Genomic DNA, 21284 nt, shown 5'->3' with positions numbered 1-21284 from the left:
CCCCCGGGTTTGGGGCGAACCTTCTCTCACATCCCCGGGTTTGGGGCGGACCTTCTCTCAGTTCCCCCGGGGTTTGGGGCGAACCTTCTTTCAGGTCCCCCGGGTTTGGGACGAACCCTCTCGCGTCAGGCTGCATGGGCCCTTTGCGCTAGGCTCCAACCATGCCCGAACAGGAAACAAAACCACGTCTGGCCGGCTATCTGGACAAGCAGCAGCCGGAACTTTATGCCACGCTGAGCCACTATTCCCAGCAACTTGTAGACGAAGCCGACCGACTGGGAATCTCGCGTCGCACCCTCGAACTCGTCAATTACTTGTGCTCGCAGATCAATGGTTGCGCCTTCTGCCTTGACCTTCACCATCGCCGGGCCCTTAAGCTCGGTGAAACAGAACAACGGTTGTCCTTGGTAGCTGTTTACAAGGAAGTTCAGCTCTTTGATTCCGCTGAAGTGGTGGCCATGGAAATCGCTGAGCAAATAACCCGCATGAGTTCTTCACGGCCCAGTCCTGAGCTCTTTGAGAAGGCACGGCAGCACTACAGCGACGAGCAAATCAGTGTGCTCTGCATGGCTGCCATCGGCATCAACGCTTTCAACCGGCTGTCCATCTTGAGCGAGCACCCGGTCCGCGCAGCCAAGAAGTAGCCCGGAAGATACAGCCGGGTGATTAAGGGGCGTGCCTCCACCACCAACTTTGGCTGGCAGGGCCGATCCGACACATCTCTTGCCCGGCGTGTCAGGGCTGCCCGGGTTTCAATGTGGGTGGTGGAGGTCCGGGAGGTGTGGCGTCCTGACCCTCTTTGAGATGGGCTCAGCCCCTGATCAACCCGCAAAGGTTGTCCAGGGGCTGAGCTGTCTCCAAACAAGGTCAGGAAGCTGCGAACCAGAAAGAACTATGCGTCCGCTGCCTTCTTGAGCGACCGGCGTCGGCCGTACTTGAAGTAGAAGACGGCGTAGCAGGCGCCCACGAACGGAACGCCGAACAACAGTGCTGCGACCTGGTTGGGGTCGAACGCGATACCGATCAGCGATACAAGGCAAAGTGCGAACGCCAGGATCGGGACCAGCGGGAACAATGGGGCCTTGTACGGCAGTGTGCTGAGGTCTCCGCCGTTCCTGATGAAAGTCCGCCGGTAAATGAAGTGCGACGCCACGATGGACATCCAGACACCCACGGTGGCGAAGCCGGCTACCGAGACGAGCACAAGATAGACCGTGGCCGGAGCCACCACGCTGCTGATCAATGAGGCCAAGCCGCCCAGCATGCTCACGCAGAGCGCCACCATCGGGATGCCGCGCTTGGTGAGTTTCTTGAATACCTGCGGTGCGTGGCCTTCATCGGCGAGCGAGAAGAGCATGCGTGCACAGGAGAAGAGGCCGCAGTTTCCGGCGGAGAGCAGCGCCGTGATGATCACGAAGTTCATGATGTCCGCGGCATAGGGGATGCCGAGCATCGAGAAAACGGTGACGAACGGGCTCTCGTCCACGCTGACTTTTTCATAGGGGATAGTGGCCGCGATGACCAGGATCGCCCCGACGAAGAAGATCATGAGCCGGATGACCGTGGTCCTCATGGCCTTGGGGATGTTGGCGCCCGGGTTGGCGGTTTCGCCCGCGGCAACGCCGATCAGTTCCGAGCCGGAGAAGGCGTAGAAGACAGCCAGGCAGGTAACGAAGACGCCGGTGAAACCGTTGGGGAACAGGCCCGCCGGCGTGCTGAAATTCTCACCAAAGGAGGGATAGTCTCCCGTAGCGAGGGGGTGGAATCCCGCCAGCGCGGCGCCACCGAGAATTATCAAGCCGACGACGGCGGCAACCTTGATAAGCGCGAACCAGAACTCCGATTCGCCAAAGACACGCGATGAAATGGCGTTCAGTGTGAACAGGACCGTGGCGAAGATGAAGCACCAGATCCAGACGTCGACGCCTGGGAACCAGCGCTGCATGAGGAGGCCGGCCGCTGTAAATTCCGAACCCAGGGCAACCGCCCAGCAAAGCCAGTACAGCCACGCAGTGGCGAATCCTGTGGCGGGGCCGATGGTGCGGGCCGCATAAATGTGGAAAGCGCCGGAGACGGGGAACGCGACAGCGAGCTCCCCGAGACAGGCCATCACCAGGTAAACCACTACGGCGCCGATGAAGAACGCCAGGACAGCGCCCAAGGGGCCGGCTGTAGCGATGGTGTATCCGGAACTTACGAACAGGCCTGATCCGATGACGCCGCCCATGGCGATCATGACCAAGTGCCGGGCCTCCATGGACCGGCGCAATCCTGTTTGCGAGGCGTCAGTGTGGGACTGTGCCTCGGTTGCCGATGCTTCGGCTTCTGTGGGGGAGCTGAGTCCCATATTCCCTCCGGGAAGTTAGCCAGCAAAGTCTGAAGTAGTACCAGCCGGACGTGATCCAACTAACACGAGAACAAGATTCATCACATGACGAATGACCATTTCAAGGAGAATAAGGAATGCGATTGAACACCCAGACAGCCCTTGGCTGAGGCTAAGAGTTCCTAATCATTTAGTCATGCGAGCGATTACTCTACTTGTTATCTGCTAGGTTCCATGCGGAGCTCCTTAGCCGGAGGCCCGCTGATGGGGTGATGCTTACTCGATTCCCGCGAACAGATGGTTCAGCTCCGCGGTGAGCTGCTTGCGCACCTCGGGCGTGCCGATTTCCTTGCCGTTGATGTGGTTCACAGGGGCGATCAAGCGAATGCTGGAAATGAGCCAGACGGCGTCGGCGTCGAACAGGTCCTGCGGTTCCAGGGGACCATAACCCAATTCCCAGCCGGCAGACTTCGCGGCAGCGAACAATGCGCCCTGCGAGGTGCCCGGGAGGATGCCGCTGTCCAGCTGGGGAGTGATGAGCCGACGAACAGTCCTGACCGAACCATCGCCGTCGTCTGCTGTTTCAAGGTGCGCCAGCAACACGGTGGACGTGGGGCCTTCCAGGACCCGGCCGTCAGTGGAGGTGAAGATGGCATCGTCGGCACCCTGCTTGTGCGCGTAGCGCAGCGCGGCCATGTTAACGGCGTATGAGAGCGTCTTTGCGCCCAGCAGCAGCCACGGTGCGCGCTCGCCGGCTTCGGTATCAAAGCCGCGGTCCAGAAGCACGACGTCGATGCCCGTCTCGCGCTGTCGGCGACTGCCCGCAGGTGAGGGCGACGCTTGTACCCAGCATGTGGGGTTGGCTGCGCCTTCAACGCCCCGGGTCACGATGAGCTTGACTACGACCTCGTCCTCTTCGGGTGTCTGGGCAGGGTGGACGTCGCGGAATTCGTTGATGGCTGTCTCGATGGCCCGGCGCCAGACGTCCTGCCCGGGGAGCTCCAGGTCCAAGGCTGCCGCGGAACTGCCCAGACGGTTCAGGTGCGCCTGGACTTTGCGGGGGCGGCCTTGAACGGCAAGGAGTGATTCGAACACACCGTCGCCGCGGGTGGCACCCAGGTCCGTTGCCATGAGTTGCGGTTGGCTGGAATCGGCAATACGGCCGTTTTCGAAGGCTGGGTCCAGGAAAACGAGGACCGTGGGGGCAGGTGAAGTCATGGTCCCAGCTTAGTGCGGGGCCACTGCGGACGACTTTGCCGGATAGGCTGTGGTCACCGTTGTTCATGGACCGTAGGGGTTATCGCGTGCTCTTTCCTTTTCCGTTTGGCCAGGAGTGGACCTGGTTGTTGGGTGCGTGGGCCATTGCGGAAGTCATCATGCGCATCGTGTTGCTGGGCATCATTCCGGGCAACCGTCGTCCCACCACGGCCATGGCATGGCTTTTGGCTGTTTTCCTCATCCCTTCTGTTGGGTTTGTGCTCTTCCTGCTTTTTGGCAATTTCAAGTTGTCCAGGCGCAGGCGGGAGCAGCAGGAAGAAGTCAACCGCCGCGTCCGCGCGGTGACCTCCGACCTCGCTGATCCCGTGAGCGTCTACTCCGGGCCGGAATGGGTGAAATCGGCGGGAGAGCTCAACCACCGGCTGGGTTCGCTGCCGATGGTTGACGGAAACAAAGTGGAGCTGATTCCCGGCTACGAGGAATCCATCAAGGCCATGGCCGAGGCGGTCAAGGGTGCGAAGACCTACGTCAATGCCGAGTTCTACATCATGAGCAGCGACTCGGTGACGAACGACCTTCTGACTGAGCTGGAGAAGGCTGCCGAACGGGGAGTGACCGTAAGGCTGCTCTTTGACCACATCGGAACGCTTCGGGTGAAGGGCTACCGTCGGCTGATCCGCCGGTTGAAGGCAGGCAAGATCCAGTGGAAGCGGATGCTTCCGCTGCTGCCCATCCATGGCCAATGGCGCCGTCCGGACCTCAGGAACCACCGCAAGATCATGGTGATCGATGGGATGGTTGCTTTCACCGGCTCGCAGAACCTCATCGAGCCGTCCTACAACAACCCCAAACACCACAAAGTGGGCCGCAAGTGGGTTGAGCTGATGTCCCGTCTTGAGGGTCCAATCGTGGCTACGCTCAACGTGGTGTTCGCTACGGACTGGCTTAGTGAAACGGACGAATCCCTCGAGGACCAGCTGCGTTTGCCAACCCAGCCGGCTCCCGGACACGTCACCGCCCAGGTAGTGCCGAGTGGCCCCGGTTTCGCCACTGAGAACAACCTGCGCCTGTTCAACACACTGATCTACTCTGCGCAGCACCGGATTTCCATTTGCAGCCCGTACTTTGTCCCGGACGACTCCCTGCTCTATGCAATCACCACGGCCGCACAGCGAGGTGTCGACGTGGAGCTCTTCGTCTCAGAAAAGGGCGATCAGTTCCTGGTCCACCATGCCCAGCGCTCCTACTACGAAGCTTTGTTGGAAGCCGGTGTGCGCATCTACCTGTACCGTGCGCCATACGTTCTCCACGCCAAGCACTTCACCATTGATGACGAGGTGGCCGTCCTCGGTTCCAGCAACATGGACATGCGCTCCTTCTCCCTGAACATGGAGGTCTCGGTGATGCTCCTTGGCGCCGAAACCGTGAACCTCATGCGGGCCGTGGAGTCCACGTACCGCGAGGTGTCCCGTGAGCTTATGTTGGAAGACTGGATGGATAGACCCCCGCTGGCCAAGTATGTGGACAACGTGGCCAGGTTGACCGCGACGCTGCAGTAGTCCTCAACAGCAGACCCAGGGTCAGTCCGGGAAGCCGGCCCCCAGCGCGGACAGCACCCCGAACGCCTTGGTCCTGATTTCCTCGTACTCGTCGTCGGCCACGGAGTCTGAGGTGATGGCCCCGCCCACACCGAGGGTAAGGATCCGCCCTCCGGTGCCGTCCGGGTTGACCACCAACGTACGGATCACCACGGCCAGATCAGTGGCCGCATTCAGCGAAAAGTAGCCAACAGCTCCCGAATAGATGCCGCGGGGTCCGGACTCGAGCTGGTCCAGGATGTCCATGCTGCTGATCTTTGGTGCACCGGTCATCGAGCCGGCGGGAAAGGCTGCTGCCAGCGCTTCCGCCCGGGGTGCGCCCGGCTTCAAATGGGCGTCAATGGTGCTGACCATTTGATGGACGGTTGCGTAACTCTCGATCGCGCACAAGCGGCTGACTGTGACGGAACCAGGGATGGCGAAATGGCTGAGGTCGTTGCGCAGCAGGTCCACGATCATGATGTTCTCGGCGCGGTCCTTCAGCGACGTCTCGAGGTCGTGCCGCAAAGCAGCATCCTCGGCAGCGTCCGGAGAACGCCGCCGGGTGCCCTTGATCGGCTCGGCGCGCATGCCGCCGTCGGACAGGATCCGCAGGAAACGCTCGGGCGAGGTGCTTGCCACCACCAGTTCGCCGAACCGGAGGTAACTGGCAAACGGTGCCGGGTTCCGGCGTCGGAGGTTCAAGTAGCTGCGCCAAGGGTCCAGGTCCCCGGCGGGGGCTTCGAGGGTGGTGGTCAGGCAGATTTCGTAGGAGTTTCCCTCGCTGATTTCGTGCTGGGAGTCAGCGATCTTGCGCTTGTAGTCGGTGGCGGAGTCGCGGCTCACGAATCGGGGAACATCCCCGGAAGAGCCGGCAAAAGGCTCGGCAGAAGAGGCGGCAACAACAGCAGCCCCGACGGCGGTGCGGGCCGCGCGCAACCACTCACCGGCGTCGGGCGCTTCCAACGCGAGCAGCCAGACGGCGTGTTCCCGGTGATCCAGGACCACGGCCCGGCCGGCGAAGAGCAAGGCGGCATCGGGGGTGTCGGAGGTGACGTCGTTGCCGCCGGTTTCGCGTTTGAGCTCGTAGCCGAGGTAGCCGAGCCAGCCGAGGGTGAACTGGCCGTCGTAGCCGCGTGGCGCGCGGACGGCGCGGCGGCCCCAGACGGAATCGAGCCAGCGGAAGAACGGCCCGGTGGTGTTGACGGAGGCCGAACCTGCGGTCACCCGGGTAGTCCCGGACTCGTGACGTACCGACTGGCCGAAGGTGCCGCCGTCGTCAGCCAGGATGCTGAAGCGGCTGCGGGCCGCGGCTTGGGCCCTGCCGGCCACCGAGGCGGCGTTGGAGGAATCGAGCCACACGGCGTTTGCGGAGCGGCCGTAAAGGGACTCGAACAACAACGCTGCGTCCGGGGTGGCGTCCAGGCGTTCGGAGCGCAGTTGAAGGCCGCGGCGTCCACTAAGTTCCGGCGACAGGATCGAGGCAACTGAAGGCAGGTACATGAGGGCCTGCAGGACATCTTCCGGTGCACTGCCGTCCGCGGGGTTCTGGACCCGGACGTCGGCAGCGCTGATCACGGCATCGGAGGCAAGCCACTGCTCCTCCTGGGCAGCCCAGCTGTCCCAGTACGGTTCGTAGGTACTTCCGTCCCGTGCCAAGGCTCGACGGCGGCGATCCTCACCTGGGCATTCCACCCAGACCACGGCGTCCAGCAGGGGTCGGGCAGCCTCTGCCGCAGCACCCACGCCTTCAACAATGATGATTTCGGCGGGCAGCGTGACGTTCAGTCCGCCGTCGTAGTGGCGTTCCCAGTCCCAGCTGGTCCATTCGGCGGCCTGGCCGGAGCTGAGCGGTGTCAGGACTGTGCCGACGTAGCGCTCAATGCCGGGCATGAGGCCGTTCCAGCCGGGATAAATGTCCTCAAGGTGGAACAGCGAGACTTTGTGGTGCTGCCGCAAACGGGCCGCCAGTTCCACGGCCAGTGTGGTTTTTCCTGCGCCGGACCTGCCGTCAACAGCGATGATCACGGGTGCAGGGGTCATGTCATAGAGGTTACCTGCTGGTGGTCGTGGCCCGCGGCGGCTTCGGCGGAGGCGATGGCTGCTTTGACGTACTGCACGATTCCGGGGATGGCGTCTTTGATGAGCGTCCAGGTGTTGTCGAAGTCCGTGTGGCCGCCGTACCAGGGGTCCTCGATGCCGAGATCCAGGGAGCTGCGGCCTTCCATGTGGGGATCGAAGCTGCGGAGCATCCGTACTTTTTCGAGCGAGGCCCGGTCAGGGGCGCCCTCCTGGAGCCAACCGAAGTGGTCAACGTCAAGGGCGAGGATCAGGTCCCGTTCGGCGTACCATTCGTGCAGCCACTTGCGGGCAATGTGGTCTTCCGAAGCGATGTGCTGTGCTGTCAGGACGCGGGCGGCGCGGGGGTCGATCGGGTGCCCCACCTCGTACCCGGTGGTGCCGGCGGAGTCCACCCGCACCAGTTGGCCGAGCCCTTCCGCGGCGAAGGCTTCGGTGAGCATGAGTGCTGCCATGGGTGAGCGGCAGATGTTTCCCGTGCAGACCGTGATGATGCGGTATGGGCTCGTCGTTGAGTACATTCAGCAAGCATGATTGATGGCACCCCTTCTTGGCTAGGGGCCACTTCACAACTGAGTCACTTTTCGTGTCAAAGCTGTCACAGAGCAGCTGGCTACCCCTGCGTGGTGAGCACAGGATCAGTGGTCGAGGCTTCGGCGGCCAGCGCTGCGGCCGCAAGGTAGACGGTGCGTACGACGGCGGCGCGTCGCCTTTGCACTCGGCCGGGGTCGTTGCCGGCCATCAGCCCATCGAGTGCCGGGAGAACGGGTGCGGCATCGCAGAGACTGACGATGGTGATGAGCAGGTCTCCGGCGTCTTCCCTTGAAATGCCGGGGAGGGCGGCGATGGTGCTGTTAACCTTGGAGGCGCAGTTGGCCATCCTCATGGGCAGCCCAACAACTTCCACGCCCCGTTCCAGTCCTTCCCAGAAAAGGAGGCGGGGTGCGGTGGCGTCTTTTTGGTGGTGGTCGAAGAGCCGGCCGGCGTAGTCTGCCATGGCCTCGGGTCCGTTGCCCTCGATGGGCACTTCATCCATCAGCGAGCTCAGGGCGGTGACGATCACGGCATCAAAGAGGGCGTTCTTGTTGCCGAAGTATTGGTAGATCCGTTCCTTGTTGACGCCGGCTTCTGCAGCGATGCGGTCGATGCGGGCGCCAGCGAGTCCTCGCGCGCAAAACTCGGAGGTCGCTGCCTCAAGAAGCAGTCCCTTAGTTCGCTCTGTGTCCCACGCCATAGGGTCATATTACCATTTTCCAACTAAGTAGTTGTAATTGATTCGCGGCGGGGTTATGGTGATCTCAAGCCAAAAGCAACCGTTTAGTTGGAGAATGCCATGACAGCACAAACAACCTCCGAAATCGCCGTCGAGCCAGCAGCGCCTGCCCGTCCGCAGGGCCCTTCCGTCCACATGCGGGCACTCATCACATGGCTGGCGATCTTCCCGCTCGTCTCCATCGGCATGCTGCTCCTGGGCCCCATCATGGAGCCGCTCCACCCGGTCCTCCGCGCGCTCATCCTGACAGCCTTTGTTGTTCCCACCGCCGTCTACCTGGTGGTTCCCCGCCTCATGGCCGGCCACGGCGCACTGTCCCGCAAGGCCGTGGAACGCGCAGCACAACGGGCAGCCCGCACCTCCGCTTAACCCAAGAAGGGCGCAATTGAGCGCGTTTTGAAGGCTCAAAACGCGCTCAATTGCGACCCAGTTGGGTGCCGGACTGGGACTAAGCGTCCCTCAGCTGTTCGACGTCCGCGATGCCCGGGTACGCGGCCTGCGTCCCCTTCTTGGTTGCAGCCAACGCAGCGGCAACCGAAGCGAAGGAAGCGGCCCCTGCCAAGGAATCCCCGGCAGCCAAACGGGCAGCGACAGCACCAGTGAAGGCATCACCGGCGCCAGTGGTGTCAACAGCTGATACCTGCGTCGGAGCGATGCGCGTGATCTGATCTTCAGCGCCGTGTGCCAACGAATCCAGGACCACGGAGCCCTGGGCGCCGAGTGTCACCAGCACCCGCTGCAAACCTCGGTCCGCGAACTGGCTCCGAACCGGCTCCCAGGCCTCCGCGCCAGCCCCGGCGTCAGGAATGTCCGCTTCGGCACCAAGGAACAGCGAAGCCTCGTGGGCGTTCACCAGCAGCACGTCGCTCAAGTGCGCCAGCTGCTCCGGCACCTCCGCGTAAGGCGAGAGGTTGAGCAGGACAGTGGCGCCGGCGTCGTGCCCTGCTTGGGCGGCCGCAATCACGGTCTCCATCCCCACCTCAAGGCAGAGGCACACCACGGCCGCTTCCTTGAAAGCGTCCGGCGCGACGTCCGCGGGCTTGAGTGTGCCGTTGGCGCCGGCAGAAACGATGATGCTGTTCTCGCCGCTGGAGTCCACGGAAATGACGGCGACGCCAGTAGCGACCTCCCTGCGCAGGACGCGTGAAACGTCCACTCCGGCGTTGGCCGTCGAATCCAGGAGCATGGTGCCGTTGGAGTCCTCTCCCACGGCGCCGATCAGGCTGACCCGGCCGCCGAGTTTGCTGGCAGCCACCGCCTGGTTTGCGCTCTTGCCTCCGGGATTCACCGCGAAACCGTTGCCGTGGACCGTCTCGCCGGGTTGGGGGAGGCGGTCGCAGTAGATGGTGAGGTCGGCGTTGAGGGAACCGACGACGACGATTCCCGCCTTCGGTGCGCTGGTCATGCGGTCACCGCCTGGTCCTCGGTCACTTCTGCGTCCACCGGCTTGGGGATCAACAGCGAGGCCGCGAAGGCAGCGAAGGTGATGACAAGTCCCACCACCACGACCGTCAGGTAGGACGCCTTGGCATCATTGAGCGAGGCTGTGGCCACGAGAACGGCGGGAAGGACCAGGAAGCTCAGCCCGGCGCCGAGGTTGAAGGCGCCGGCGTTCATGCCCGGAAGGAAACCGGGGTTGCCTTGCGGCGAGAGCACCACGCCCAGTCCGTTCAGCATGATGTTGACCGTACCGGCGTACATGATGCCCAGCAAGGCCGTTCCCACGATCATCATGGGCAGGTTGTTGAGGCCGAAGAAAGCGATGATCGCCAAGGCCACCAAGCTTCCGACCAAACCGATGCGCAGGACCTTGGTGTAGCCGAGGACGGGTGCGAGGCGGCCGCTGATCGGACCGAAGAGCCAACCAAGAAGGGCGTACGGGGTCAGGATGATCAGCGACATCTCGGTAGGACCAACGCCGAATCCGGGATCCGCAGCCTGCACATAGGCGGGCACGATCCCGTTGATGACCGCGAAGATACCGGTCATGGTCAGCGTTGTGGTCAGCAGCGGAGCCCACGTGGAGCGCTGGCGAAGGTGAACGGTTTCCACCATGGGTTGCTTGGCGCGCTTCTCCACGGCCCAGAACGCAGAGAACGCGACGACGGCAATCACCGTGAGCACGAGCGCCAGGGTCAGCGTGCCGGCGTCGAAGGCCGTGGCCAGCTTGGCGCCTTCGTTCAGTGCGGTCAGCAGGGCACCGACGGCGATGACAATGCAGAACACGCCCAGCCAGTCCATGGTGGTGCCGGCAGCGGGCTTGCTCTCGCCGGCGAGGACGGCGATCAGGACGGTGGCGATCAGGGCCAGGGCAACCATGAGCCAGAAAATGCTGCGGAAGCCGAAGTTCTCAGCGAAGTAACCGCCAACGAAAGAGTCCACGCCGGCCACGCCACCGTTGACTGCCGTAATGAGCCCCATGAGGGTGCCGTACTTGCGCGGGTTGGTGACCGCGGAACGGAGCATGATCAGGCAGAGGGGAACCGTGGGACCACTGACACCTTGGATGATGCGGCCCACGAATAGCCACGTCACGTCCGGAGCCATTGCCGCGATGACCGAGCCCACGGCCATGAGGATCATCATGCCCACAAGGATTTTCTTGCGGCCCACGATGTCACTCAGGCGGGGAAGGAAGAGCGAGAACAGGGCGGCCGCAGTGAAGAACCAGGTCTGGGACAGCCCGATGGTGGCTTGGTCGGTGTTGAGTTCGTTGCCCATGGTGACCAGGGCCGGGCTGAGCATGGAGGCGTTGAGCTGGAAGGCCACACAGGCTGCCAGCAACGCCACCATGAGGGCGGTGACGTTGCCGCGGGAGGTCTTGGAAGCGGTTGCGGGGGAGGACATTACTTTGCCTCTCCTGCCAGGATGGCCTCTGCTGTGGCGCTGACTTCGACGTCGGAGGGGCGGCCCGCCGCGGTGGCGGCAGCACCGGCGTCGTGCGTTGGTTCGCCGATACGTTCGATGGCATCGGTGACCAGGTCCCAGAACTTCTTGTGGTCCAGGTCCACAGCCACCGACGTGTGGCAGTCCTCGGGGGCCGGGGCGCGGAAGTCGGCAACAGTCATGCCCAGGGTGAGCTTGCCCTGCAGTTCAATGTCCACGGGGACCTTGCGGGTGGTCATGACGGTGGGGTCGATCACGTAAGCAACGGCGCAGGGGTCGTGGACGGGCGGGAAGTCGAATCCCTGGGCGTCCTTGTAGGTCTTTTGGAAGAAGTCCATGAGTTCCATGACGAACTTGGCCGGCTTGGTGCCGATCTTTGCGATGCGATCCACTACCTCGTCCGTTGCCAGCGCCTGGTGCGTGAGGTCCAGGCCAACCATCAACACTGGCCACTTTTCGTTGAAGACGATGTGCGCGGCTTCGGGGTCGATGATGATGTTGAACTCCGCCACGGCACTCCAGTTGCCCACGTGGCAGCCGCCGCCCATGAGCACGACTTCCTTCACGCGCTCCACGATGCGTGGCTCCTTGCGGGCTGCCATCGCAATGTTGGTCAGGCCCGCGGTGGGGACCAAGGTGACCGTGCCCGGCTCATGTGCCATGACAGTTTCGATGATGAGGTCGACGGCGTGGCGCGGGTCCAGCTCGATGGTGGACTCGGGCTGCTCCGGGCCGTCCATGCCGGAATCACCATGGATGCTGGGAGCGGTTTCGATGGTGCGTACCAGGGGGCGGTCGCAGCCGGCAGCGAAGGGGACGCCGGTGATGCCGGCAATGGTGGCCACCGAGAGGGCGTTCCGGGTGACCTTTTCCAGGGTCTGGTTTCCCACGACCGTTGTCACGGCCAGAAGTTCGATGTCCGGGTTGCCGTGCGCCAGGAGCAATGCCACGGCGTCGTCATGGCCAGGGTCACAGTCAAGAATGATTTTCTTGCGTGCCGGTGTCATGGTGTTGGGGTCCACGTTTCTCTCCACGTCATTGGGGCCTGCCTGGTACTTGCCCCGGGCAGGGCGCTAAGCATTCAGGGGAATTCTGGCACTCGTTTGTGGGCTACGTCAAACGCTTAACGTGTTTGTGGGGCGTGTCATTTCCCTCCGACGTCAAGCGCTTGATGCCTTCGCGCAGGTCAGGGCGGATTTGGAACGCTACGATCGATGCATGGAATCCCTGGACCGGCGCCACGGCCGCGCACCCCGCTCACCCCGGGTGACGGCTGCGATGGTGGCTGCCCGGGCAGGCGTTTCGACGGCGACCGTCTCACTGGTGGCGAACGGCAAAACCCAAGGACGGGTGTCAGAGGACAACATCTCACGGGTCCGCTCCGCGATCGCCGAACTCGGTTACGTGGTGGACAGCATCGGCAGCTCCCTGGCCCGCGGCGTCAGTTCCATCGTCATCCTGGTAACCCCGGACGTTTCCAACCCGTTCTTTGCCAACGTGATCGCCGGGGTGCGTGAGTCCTTGGGAACCCAGTATCAGCTGCTGCTCTCCGTGACCGACGCCGGCGAATCGCCGCAGGCTTCCGACGTACGCAAACTATTGGCACTCCGTCCCGCCGGCTTGCTGGTAGGCGCCCCCAGCGCAGAGTTTTTGGAGGATCTGTCAGCGGCGGCTCCGTTGGTGCTGCTCGACGCACCGGGCCTTGAGTCCTACGCGCCGTCCGTGAACCTTGACGTTGCCCAAGGTGCCCGCGAGCTGGCCCGTCATCTGGCCGCATCCGGCCATACCCGCGCCGCCTACGTGGATGGCGTGACAGGAACAACAACCTTCCAGCTGCGCCGCGAAGCCTTCCTGGCCGAGGCTGCCGCCTGCGGGCTCTCGGTGGCTGAAGGCCATGTTGTCAGCACCCCGATCGACGTCGGTGCTGCCGCTGCCGCGTTCGCCGACGCCTGGCCGGAGTGGCAGCGCGAGGGGGTGACCGCCGTCGTCTGCGGTACCGACACGCATGCTTATGGTGTGCTGCAGGAAGCCCGCGTGGAGGGTGTCCGGATCCCTGCAGAACTGGCCGTGGCAGGCTTCGACGACCTGCCCTACTCGGCCACCAGCAACCCAAGCCTTACCAGCGTCCATCTTCCGGCAACGCCCCTGGGGCGCAAGGCGGGGGAGCAGCTTCGGGGGCTCATGGAAGGCCTGCCGTTGGCGGAGCCCCATGTGACGCTGGAGAGCTCGCTGGTGGTCCGGGGATCTACGTCGTAGCCCTGCCCGGAAGCCCGCGGGACAGCGGGCGAAGCTGGTCCTCCGGGATGGGATTGGGTACGGTGAAGTAGACCTGCGGAGCGGTCATATCTCCCCAGTCCTCCCTTTTCACCCGCACCAAGGTGGGCGTGACTTCGGCGATCCGCACGCGCAGCCACCCGCCGTCGTCGAGCAGTAATTCGTGCGGGTCGGCGAGGTATCCCAGACCTAGCTCGTCAAGGGTTTCCTCAGCCACGAACCAGTCCACTGCTTCCGTGCGCGCCCGTCCCAGCAGGTCGATGGCCACAAAACCGTCGTCCACGGGCTTCATCCAACCCACGTGCTCACGGTCGTCCGAGCGTCGGTGTTCGATCCAGTCCGGTTCCATGTCCTCGACCGTAGCACCGGGTGTGGGTGGTTCGCTGGGCTGGTTCGCTTGGTTGGTTCGCTGGCCGACTCGGCTAGTGGATGACGGCGAGCAGGATGCCCACAAGGACGAACAAGCAGCCGAAGACCCTGTTGAGGACCTTCTGGCCGTGCTCATCATGGGTGAATCTCTGGAAGGACCGGGCCGCGAACGCGAAGAAGAACCACATCACCATGATGTCGATAATGATGACCGTAGTAGTCAGCACCGCGTATTGCTGAAGCAGCGGCTGATCCGGACGGATGAACTGAGGCATGAACGCCAGGAAGAACACGATTGCTTTGGGGTTCAGGAGGTTTACCCAGATGCCGCGTTGGAACATGGAGAGGGCGGACTCGTTCTTCTTGTCCGCGACTTCTTCCTCGTCCAGATCCGGTTTGCGCAGGAACTGCCGGATCCCCAGGTAGACCAGATACGCGGCCCCGGCGTACCGGATGACGTTGAAGATCACCGGAGAACTCGAAACCAGCACTCCGACGCCCAAGGCAACAATGACGATGTGGATGACCAGGGCCACCTGTTGGCCGAGGATGCCCCAGATGGAGCGTCGGAAGCCGGAATTGAGCGAGTTGCTCATGGTGAAGATGGCCCCAGCGCCGGGAGTGAAACTGATCAAGGTGCCGGCGCCAACCAGGGCCAGCCAAAGTGAAAACTGCACATCTCAGCTTAGGCCCGGGGAACGGGTGCTCTTGACGCGTTGCTTCCTGACCTTCTTTGGCGGCTGACGAGGGTGAATGCACCCGGAATAGGTTGATTCGCCCGTCCGCCCGGGCCAAAGAAGGTCAGGACGCCACGGCGTAGGGCAAACTGGTGCCGTGAGCGGAATCCCTTGGGTACTCCACGTCGATCTCGACCAGTTCATAGCGGCTGTCGAGATCCTGCGCCGGCCTGAGCTGGCGGGCAAGCCCATCATTGTGGGCGGTAGGGGAGATCCCACGGAACGCGCTGTTGTGTCCACGGCCTCCTACGAAGCCAGGGCGTTCGGCGTCGGCTCCGGAATGCCGCTGCGGATTGCGGCCCGGAAGGTACCGGATGCCATCATCCTGCCGGTCGACCAGGAAGCGTATCTCGCGGCCTCGGACGTCGTGATGGCCACCCTGCGAGCACAGCCGGGCGCCACCGTTCAGGTGCTGGGTTGGGATGAGGCGTTCGTCGGCGTAGAGACCGAGGACCCGGAAGCTTACGCCAGGCAGATCCAGGCCGCCGTCCTCGAACAAACCCAGCTCAACTGCAGCGTGGGCATCGGCGACACCCTTGTCCGCGCCAAGAATGCCACCGATTTCGGCAAGCCCGCAGGAACATTCACCCTGACCAAGGAGAACTGGCTCGAGGTCATGGGAGCCAAGCCCACCAGGGAACTGTGGGGCGTCGGGCCAAAAGTTTCGCAGCGGCTTGCGAAGCACGGCATCACTACTGTGGCTGAACTCGCCGCCACGGAGCCGCAGGACCTCGTCACGGAGTTCGGGCCGAAAATGGGCCCCTGGTACGCGCAGTTGGGACGCGGGGAGGGCGCCAGCGAAGTGGACGACACACCGTGGGTCGCCCGGGCACATGGCCGCGAAACCACGTTCCAGCAGGACCTGACCGAGCCCACGCAAATCAGTGACGCCATTAAGGATTTGACCGCTCGCGTCCTGGAAGATGTGGCCGCGGAGGGGCGGCCGGTGATCGGGCTGACCCTGAAAGTCCGCTACGCGCCTTTCTTCACCAAGACTTACGCAAGGAAGATTCCCCAGACTTTCGACCGGGAAGAAGTCCTGGGGCAGGCCTTGGAGCTGACCGCGAAAATGGAGCCGGACCGCCCCATTCGCCTCCTCGGCTTGCGGGCCGAAATGTCCATGCCCGAGGAAGCCCGCAAGGGACATACGCCGACGCGCAGCGGCTGGTAACGCGGTCGAGCCCTAACGCTGCCGGGCCCGACGGCGGTCCGCAGCTGACCGAAGAAGCCCCCAAGGGACATACGCCGACGCGCAGCGGCTGGTAACGCGGTCGGGCCCTAACGCTGCCGGGCCCTAACGCCGCCGGGCCCTAACGCCGCCGAGCACTAACACTCGACGGCGGCCCTCCTACTACCAGCGCGGGTGGATCGCTTCGCGGAAATAGCGGTCGTAGATGTCCCGGACATTGTGGGCGAGGCCGGTACCAAGGTCCTGCATTCCGCCGGCCTCGGCATTTGCTGCTGCCTGCGATGCGGAGCGTGCACCGGGAATGACCGAGGTGACACCGTCCTGGGCAATCACCCAGGCGAGGGCCGCTTGGGCGGTGCTGACGCCGTCGGGCACCAATCCGCTGAACTCCTGTGCGGCCTTGACGCCGGTTGCGAAGTCGACGCCGGAGAACGTCTCGCCGACGTCGAAGGCAGAACCGTCGCGGTTGTAGTTCCGGTGGTCGTTCTCCGGGAATTCGGTGTCCCGTGTGTACTTCCCGGACAGCAGGCCGGAGGCCAGCGGGACCCGGGCGATGATGCCGACTCCGGCTTCCTTCGCTGCGGGCAGTACCTGGTCAAGAGGCTTGAGGCGGAAGGCGTTGAGGATGATCTGCACGGACGCGGTATTCCCGCGCTTGATGGCCTCAAGGGCCTCGTCCGTCCGCTCGACGCTGACCCCGTAATTGCGGATGACTCCTTCGCTGACGAGGGTGTCGAGTGCGTCGTAGACTGCGTCGCTGCTGTAAACGGACGTGGGCGGGCAGTGCAACTGAACAAGGTCCAGCGTGTCCTGCTGCAGGTTGCGCCGTGAGCGGTCAGTCCATTCCCGGAAGTTTTCCAGGGTGTAATTTTCCGGGACTTGATCCACGCGGCGGCCCATTTTGGTGGCTACTGTGATGTCCAGTTCCGGGTTGGCGCGCAGGAAACGGCCAATGAACTGCTCGCTGCGGCCGTCACCGTAGACGTCCGCGGTGTCGAAGAAAGTGACGCCGCCAGTCACGGAGGCTTCCAGGACTGCGAAGGCGTCCTCTTCGGTGACGGAACCCCAGTCGGCTCCGAGTTGCCAAGTGCCCAGTCCCACGGTGGAGACCGATCGGCCGGTTTTGCCAAGTATGCGCTGTTCCATGGTTCCGACTATATGGGGTCGCCTTCCGGGGCGCCCACCCCTGTTAGCCCGCTCATGGATTCAATTTCATATTTGTCAGCAACCAGCCGACAACTGCGCCGACGATCACAACAACCACTGGAAGCGATGAGAGGGCAGTTGTTCTCCGCCGAATCTCAGTCGAGAGAAGCGCACCTGCCTTGGGGCTCGAGATGCTGTCAAACTCTCCCTCATATACTTGTCGGATAAGTTTTTCGGCACTCTCCACAACTTGCCGGTTGATTTTCGCATAACTGCGAGGCTTTCCCGCAGCGAGGTGACGGGAAATTTTCCGAAGACTGCGATCGCCTTCAGGAATACCCAGTTGCCGAGCTGAATCCAGGAATACCCGGCCGGACGATGAGATACTTCTTCTTTCCTTGGCTGATGAGCGCGGTGAATGGACGCGGGCCTGTTCAGCCAGACGTAGTCCGGCCTCCAGGAGACGCCTCTTGGGAGACAGCCGCTGTGGGCCATGGAGGGTAAGAAATGAACAGATGGCGCCAAAACCTACAGCGAAAACTACGCAATAGATGAAACCTATCCAGTTTCGAATTGCTTCCAATTTCCAAAAGAGCATAAGGGCTGGGACGAAGAAGGTGAGAGTTCCGAAGCCCCAAGCGGCGAGCCCTGCTGCTGTTGAGGTATTTGTTTTCAGATCTAAAATGAGCTCGCGTTGATCCCGAACGATTTTTGGGAGGCAGCCTCTAACAGATTCGGCCCATCGCAATTTCAACTTCGGATAGAACCGCCATGGGTCGCTCGCGGATGGTGAACGAAGGAACACGTTCCGGACGAACACTACCGTGAAGCCAAGAAGGCCGGCCGTTGCAGCCAGAATGACAAGACCTGTGGCGATAGTCCAAAGGATTTGTGACTCGATGGGGGACATTGCTCGCTCCTTCAGTGTCGCTTCAAAATCTTCGTCAGCGGAGATCATCGCTCTTCGATTCAACGCAAACCTAAAACGAGGGGCCGACATTATGGAGCAGCAGTTGGGGCTGCGACCTTCTTTGGGGGCGTCGCGTCGCGAAAAGAAACCCATATCAGTTGATATCTGACATTTAGCGAGGTAAAGAAGGTCAGGAAGCCTCTCCGTCGTCCATCCGCGCCACTTTTCCCAGTAGGTAGCGCCGTTCCTGCAGGCTGGCCGTCTTCTTGGCGGCGGAAAGGTAGGCTGCGCGGGCCTCCGGATACGAGCCTGCGGTCTCCCAAAGATGCGCCCTGACCGCGTCCAATCGATGGCTCCGCCCCAGGGCTTCATCCAGACCGGCCAGCAACTCCAGCCCCGCGGCCGGGCCGTGGACCCTGGCCACCGCTACCGCGCGATTCAGCGTGACCACGGGACTGGGTGCTACGGCATCAAGAACTGTGTACAGGGCAAGAATCTGCGGCCAGTCGGTCTCCTCATCTGAGGCCGCTTCCGCGTGGACCGCTGCGATGGCGGCCTGTAGCTGATAGGGCCCGGCGGTCCCCTGGCCCAGGACGGAGGACAGCAGCGCGATGCCTTCCTGGATCTGGTCCCGATTCCAGTGACTGCGGTCCTGCTCCGCCAACGGCACCGGCATCCCATCCGCCAAAGCCCGCGCAGCCCGGCGGGAATCGGTCAGCAGCATCAACGCCAGCAGGCCCGTGGCCTCAAGCTCACCCGGCACCGCGGCCACCAGCAGACGTGTCACCCTGATGGCCTCGGTGGTGAGGTCCTGACGTTGCAGCGACGGACCCGAGCTCGCTGCGTAACCTTCGTTGAAAATCAGGTACAGGACGTGAAGTACGACGCCGAGCCTCGCCTTGCGCTCCGAAGGCGGCGGCAAGGTGAAGGTGGCGCCGGCTTTCTGGATCCCTTGTTTCGCGCGGCTGATGCGTTGCCCCATGGTCGCTTCGGGGACGAGGAAAGCCGAGGCGATTTCCGCCGTCGTGAGTCCTCCAACTGCCCGGAGCGTTAGGGCGAGCTGCGACGGAGCGGACAGGGCCGGATGGCAGCAGAGGAACATCAAGGTGAGAGTGTCGTCGGCTTCCGAAACCGTACCCGGCTGGATGTCGGCGTCCATGGCAGCAACGCGTTCTTCGCGGGCCCGGCGGGCGTTTTCGCTTCGATAAAAGTCCACCAGCCTGCGGGTTGCGACTGTTATCAACCACGCCCGCGGGTTGTCCGGCAATGCGGATGGCCACTGCATTGCGGCCTCCAGCAGCGCCTCCTGGACGGCGTCTTCGCAGGCATCGAACTGTCCGTGTTTGCGTGCCAGCACGGCAAGGACCTGCGGCGCCAGGCTGCGCAGCAGGTCCTCGATCCGTGCATTCGGCGAGTGGTCCAGCTAGACCTCCGGCGGAGCTTCCTGGACTGCGCGCAACTCAACCACCTGCGCGTACTTGACGATGCTTGAGCAAATTTCGACGGCGCGTTCCTCGCTGGCCACGTCAACCACCCAATAACCCACCAAGGACTCTTTGGATTCGGCGAACGGGCCGTCGGTGGTGATGACGCCGTCGGGGGTCTGCTTGACCAGCTTCGCGGTGCTGCCGTCGGCCAGGCCCGCGTTGAACACCATCTCGCCGGACTCGGTCAGGTCCTTGTCGATCTGGATCATGAACCCGATCATCTCCTGGATCCACGCGGGGTCAGCTGTCTCCATCATGCCCTCGGCCGATCCGAACATCATGATCATGTATTTCATCTCAAACTCCTTGTGAGGGGCGGCCTTTGGTGGCGCCTTCACCCGTGGGTCGGAACTGCGGTGGGCTTTTCTACATGGTTGGGGAAATTCTTTCTTGCACCGCTCAGGCCCGGGCGATCACCTCACCGTTGGGGATCAGGAAGTATCCGTCATCGGTGGCTCCCCAACGGTGCCATCCCGCGGCAATCCGGGCGAGGTCGGCCTCGTTGGCGTAACCGTACTCCAGGGCTTGCTCGGCGAAGGCGGAGTGCAGGACCCGTTCGCTCCACACGCGTGATTGCCAGGCACGTTGCTGGGCGGTGGCATAGAGCCAGTTGCTGCTGGTGGGAGCTACCTGGGTGAAGCCGGCCTGCTGGGCCCACGACACCAAGCGCCGTCCGGCGTCCGGTTCAGCTCCGTTGCGGCGGGCGATCTTTTGGTACAGCTCCATCCAGTCGTCCAGTTCAGGGACTTCGGGGTACCAGCTCATGCCATGGAAGTCTGCGTCGCGCACGGCAACAATGGCGCCGGGCTTGGCGACGCGCCGCATTTCGCGCAGCGCCGCGACCGGGTCGGTGAGGTGCTGGAGCACTTGATGGGCATGGACGAGATCGAACGACTCGTCTTCGAAGTCGAGATCATAGATATTGCCGGTCTGAAAGGTCACGTTGTCCACGCCGCGTTCGATGGCCAGCCCGGTTGCCTGCGCAACGATATCCGGCGAGCGGTCCAAGCCGATTACTTGCCCGGGCGTCACCAGCCCCGCAAAGTCGCACGTGATGCTCCCGGGTCCGCACCCGACGTCGAGCACTGACGTTCCGGTGGTGAGGTGCGGGATGACAAACGCTGCCGAATTCTCGGCCGTCCGCGAGGCGTGGGCCCGGACAACCGACTCGTGGTGCCCGTGGGTGTAGACATCTTCAGGCTGCTGCGCGTTCATAGGGAAACGCTACAACTTGGAAGGTGGAATTAGGTGGAATGCGCTGCGCCGGGTTGGGTCGCTTCCTCGCGTGCGGCGAGGGTGGCTTCCACCATGTCCGTCATGAACCGGGTGACGAGCTCCAGTTCCTCGGAACTGTAGGCGGCCATGGCCTTGCCCATGCGGATGGCAAGCGGCATGAACATGGCGCTTCCGTCCTTATAGGCCTTGGGTGTCATCTGGAGCTGGACCTGCCGGCGGTCCGTGCCAAGGCGTTCGCGCACCACGTGGCCACTGGCGTGCAAGCGATCCACCAGCGCAGTGGTGGCGGGGGAGCTGAGACGCAGCTCGTTACGGAGGACCCCGGGCGTGACCACCTTGCCGGCGGCCGTGTGGCGCATGATGACGGCGAGCGCGTTCAGGTCCGTGCGGTGCATGTCATTGCGCCCGCCGGCTGCGTCCACGTAGTGGTTGGCTTCCAGTGTGAAGTTCTGGAGGAGCCTCACCAGTTCCTGGGGTGCGGCGTTCTGGGGACGCCCCTGTCCGGCTTCGCCTGGTTCGGGCCGCTGTGCTTCGGGGCGCTCTGGATCGGGGCGCGTGGCTGCTGTATCCGACATGT

At 63.0% G+C, this 21284-nt stretch carries 21 protein-coding genes; 5 read left to right on the top strand and 16 right to left on the bottom strand.

Annotated features, from left to right (window positions below; all coding sequences use genetic code 11):
- Positions 1 to 161: 161 nt before the first annotated feature.
- Positions 162 to 644 (top strand): carboxymuconolactone decarboxylase family protein, encoded by a 483-nt coding sequence (locus BLQ01_RS13855; protein WP_091552353.1) that lies wholly within the window; start codon positions 162 to 164, stop codon positions 642 to 644.
- 248 nt (positions 645 to 892) lie between these two features.
- Here BLQ01_RS13855 and BLQ01_RS13850 read toward each other — a convergent pair whose 3' ends face one another.
- Positions 893 to 2347, bottom strand: coding sequence for an amino acid permease (locus BLQ01_RS13850; RefSeq protein ID WP_091552351.1), 1455 nt, complete (start codon positions 2345 to 2347; stop codon positions 893 to 895).
- 255 nt (positions 2348 to 2602) lie between these two features.
- The gene (locus tag BLQ01_RS13845) at positions 2603 to 3544 is read right to left on the bottom strand and encodes an aminodeoxychorismate lyase (protein WP_091552350.1); all 942 of its coding nucleotides are present in this window, start codon (positions 3542 to 3544) and stop codon (positions 2603 to 2605) included.
- Positions 3545 to 3630: 86 nt separating this feature from the next.
- Between BLQ01_RS13845 and cls the strand changes: the two genes are divergently transcribed.
- Positions 3631 to 5103, top strand: a complete 1473-nt coding sequence (cls, locus tag BLQ01_RS13840; protein WP_091552348.1) for a cardiolipin synthase — start codon at positions 3631 to 3633, stop codon at positions 5101 to 5103.
- A 21-nt stretch (positions 5104 to 5124) separates the two neighbouring features.
- Here the strand turns inward: cls and BLQ01_RS13835 are convergent, their stop codons facing one another.
- From BLQ01_RS13835 to BLQ01_RS13825, 3 genes are all read right to left on the bottom strand, one after another.
- A complete protein-coding gene (locus tag BLQ01_RS13835; RefSeq protein ID WP_091552346.1) occupies positions 5125 to 7164 on the bottom strand; it encodes a chorismate-binding protein in 2040 nt (679 codons plus the stop codon).
- Positions 7161 to 7721, bottom strand: a complete 561-nt coding sequence (locus BLQ01_RS13830; RefSeq protein WP_026543360.1) for a low molecular weight protein-tyrosine-phosphatase — start codon at positions 7719 to 7721, stop codon at positions 7161 to 7163. Before BLQ01_RS13830 ends, BLQ01_RS13835 begins: the two co-directional genes overlap by 4 nt.
- Before the next feature lie 92 nt (positions 7722 to 7813).
- Positions 7814 to 8434 carry a TetR/AcrR family transcriptional regulator gene (locus tag BLQ01_RS13825; RefSeq protein ID WP_091552344.1) on the bottom strand — a complete coding sequence of 207 codons (621 nt, stop codon included), beginning with the start codon at positions 8432 to 8434 and terminating at the stop codon, positions 7814 to 7816.
- A 99-nt stretch (positions 8435 to 8533) separates the two neighbouring features.
- Here BLQ01_RS13825 and BLQ01_RS13820 point away from each other — a divergent pair, with 99 nt between their 5' ends.
- Positions 8534 to 8842, top strand: a complete 309-nt coding sequence (locus tag BLQ01_RS13820) for a putative antibiotic biosynthesis monooxygenase (protein WP_091552343.1) — start codon at positions 8534 to 8536, stop codon at positions 8840 to 8842.
- 79 nt (positions 8843 to 8921) lie between these two features.
- Here the strand turns inward: BLQ01_RS13820 and BLQ01_RS13815 are convergent, their stop codons facing one another.
- The 3 genes from BLQ01_RS13815 to BLQ01_RS13805 are packed head-to-tail and all read right to left on the bottom strand — an operon-like array spanning position 8922 to position 12366.
- On the bottom strand, positions 8922 to 9878 hold the full coding sequence (locus BLQ01_RS13815) for a ribokinase (RefSeq protein WP_091552341.1): 957 nt from the start codon (positions 9876 to 9878) through the stop codon (positions 8922 to 8924).
- Positions 9875 to 11320, bottom strand: coding sequence for a uridine transporter UriT (locus BLQ01_RS13810; protein ID WP_091552339.1), 1446 nt, complete (start codon positions 11318 to 11320; stop codon positions 9875 to 9877). The genes BLQ01_RS13815 and BLQ01_RS13810 overlap by 4 nt, the downstream gene beginning before the upstream one ends.
- Entirely contained in the window at positions 11320 to 12366 is a 1047-nt protein-coding gene (locus BLQ01_RS13805; protein WP_091552479.1) for a uridine-preferring nucleoside hydrolase UriH, read from the bottom strand. The genes BLQ01_RS13810 and BLQ01_RS13805 overlap by 1 nt, the downstream gene beginning before the upstream one ends.
- Before the next feature lie 211 nt (positions 12367 to 12577).
- Here BLQ01_RS13805 and BLQ01_RS13800 point away from each other — a divergent pair, with 211 nt between their 5' ends.
- Positions 12578 to 13615, top strand: coding sequence for a LacI family DNA-binding transcriptional regulator (locus tag BLQ01_RS13800; protein WP_091552338.1), 1038 nt, complete (start codon positions 12578 to 12580; stop codon positions 13613 to 13615).
- Here the strand turns inward: BLQ01_RS13800 and BLQ01_RS13795 are convergent.
- Both BLQ01_RS13795 and BLQ01_RS13790 read right to left on the bottom strand, forming a co-directional pair.
- Positions 13605 to 13982: a hypothetical protein gene (locus tag BLQ01_RS13795; protein ID WP_091552336.1), complete on the bottom strand. Its 378-nt coding sequence runs from the start codon at positions 13980 to 13982 to the stop codon at positions 13605 to 13607. The two genes, BLQ01_RS13800 and BLQ01_RS13795, sit on opposite strands and share 11 nt — an antisense overlap.
- 73 nt (positions 13983 to 14055) lie before the next feature.
- The gene (locus tag BLQ01_RS13790; protein WP_026543368.1) at positions 14056 to 14679 is read right to left on the bottom strand and encodes a LysE family transporter; all 624 of its coding nucleotides are present in this window, start codon (positions 14677 to 14679) and stop codon (positions 14056 to 14058) included.
- Between the two features lie 157 nt (positions 14680 to 14836).
- Here BLQ01_RS13790 and BLQ01_RS13785 point away from each other — a divergent pair, with 157 nt between their 5' ends.
- A complete protein-coding gene (locus tag BLQ01_RS13785) occupies positions 14837 to 15910 on the top strand; it encodes a DNA polymerase IV (RefSeq protein ID WP_091552334.1) in 1074 nt (357 codons plus the stop codon).
- A 180-nt stretch (positions 15911 to 16090) separates the two neighbouring features.
- Here the strand turns inward: BLQ01_RS13785 and BLQ01_RS13780 are convergent, their stop codons facing one another.
- The 6 genes from BLQ01_RS13780 to BLQ01_RS13760 all read right to left on the bottom strand — a co-directional run bounded on the left by BLQ01_RS13780 (position 16091) and on the right by BLQ01_RS13760 (position 21282).
- Positions 16091 to 17074, bottom strand: coding sequence for an aldo/keto reductase (locus tag BLQ01_RS13780; RefSeq protein ID WP_091552332.1), 984 nt, complete (start codon positions 17072 to 17074; stop codon positions 16091 to 16093).
- Positions 17075 to 17126: 52 nt separating this feature from the next.
- Complete coding sequence (locus BLQ01_RS22150; protein ID WP_139183494.1) at positions 17127 to 17984, bottom strand: hypothetical protein; 858 nt, start codon at positions 17982 to 17984, stop codon at positions 17127 to 17129.
- 190 nt (positions 17985 to 18174) lie between these two features.
- Positions 18175 to 19407, bottom strand: coding sequence for an RNA polymerase sigma factor (locus tag BLQ01_RS13775; protein ID WP_175493451.1), 1233 nt, complete (start codon positions 19405 to 19407; stop codon positions 18175 to 18177).
- The gene (locus tag BLQ01_RS13770; RefSeq protein ID WP_026543372.1) at positions 19408 to 19767 is read right to left on the bottom strand and encodes a YciI family protein; all 360 of its coding nucleotides are present in this window, start codon (positions 19765 to 19767) and stop codon (positions 19408 to 19410) included.
- A gap of 103 nt (positions 19768 to 19870) precedes the next feature.
- Entirely contained in the window at positions 19871 to 20686 is an 816-nt protein-coding gene (locus BLQ01_RS13765; RefSeq protein ID WP_091552329.1) for a methyltransferase domain-containing protein, read from the bottom strand.
- A 29-nt stretch (positions 20687 to 20715) separates the two neighbouring features.
- A complete protein-coding gene (locus tag BLQ01_RS13760; RefSeq protein ID WP_091552327.1) occupies positions 20716 to 21282 on the bottom strand; it encodes a MarR family winged helix-turn-helix transcriptional regulator in 567 nt (188 codons plus the stop codon).
- Between the last annotated feature and the right edge of the window lie 2 nt (positions 21283 to 21284).

The sequence above is a fragment of the Arthrobacter sp. UNCCL28 genome, from assembly GCF_900102805.1.
Classification (GTDB): Bacteria; Actinomycetota; Actinomycetes; order Actinomycetales; family Micrococcaceae; genus Arthrobacter; species Arthrobacter nicotinovorans_A.
Note: the sequence above shows the minus strand (reverse complement) of the source record. Positions and strands in the feature narration are given on the sequence as shown.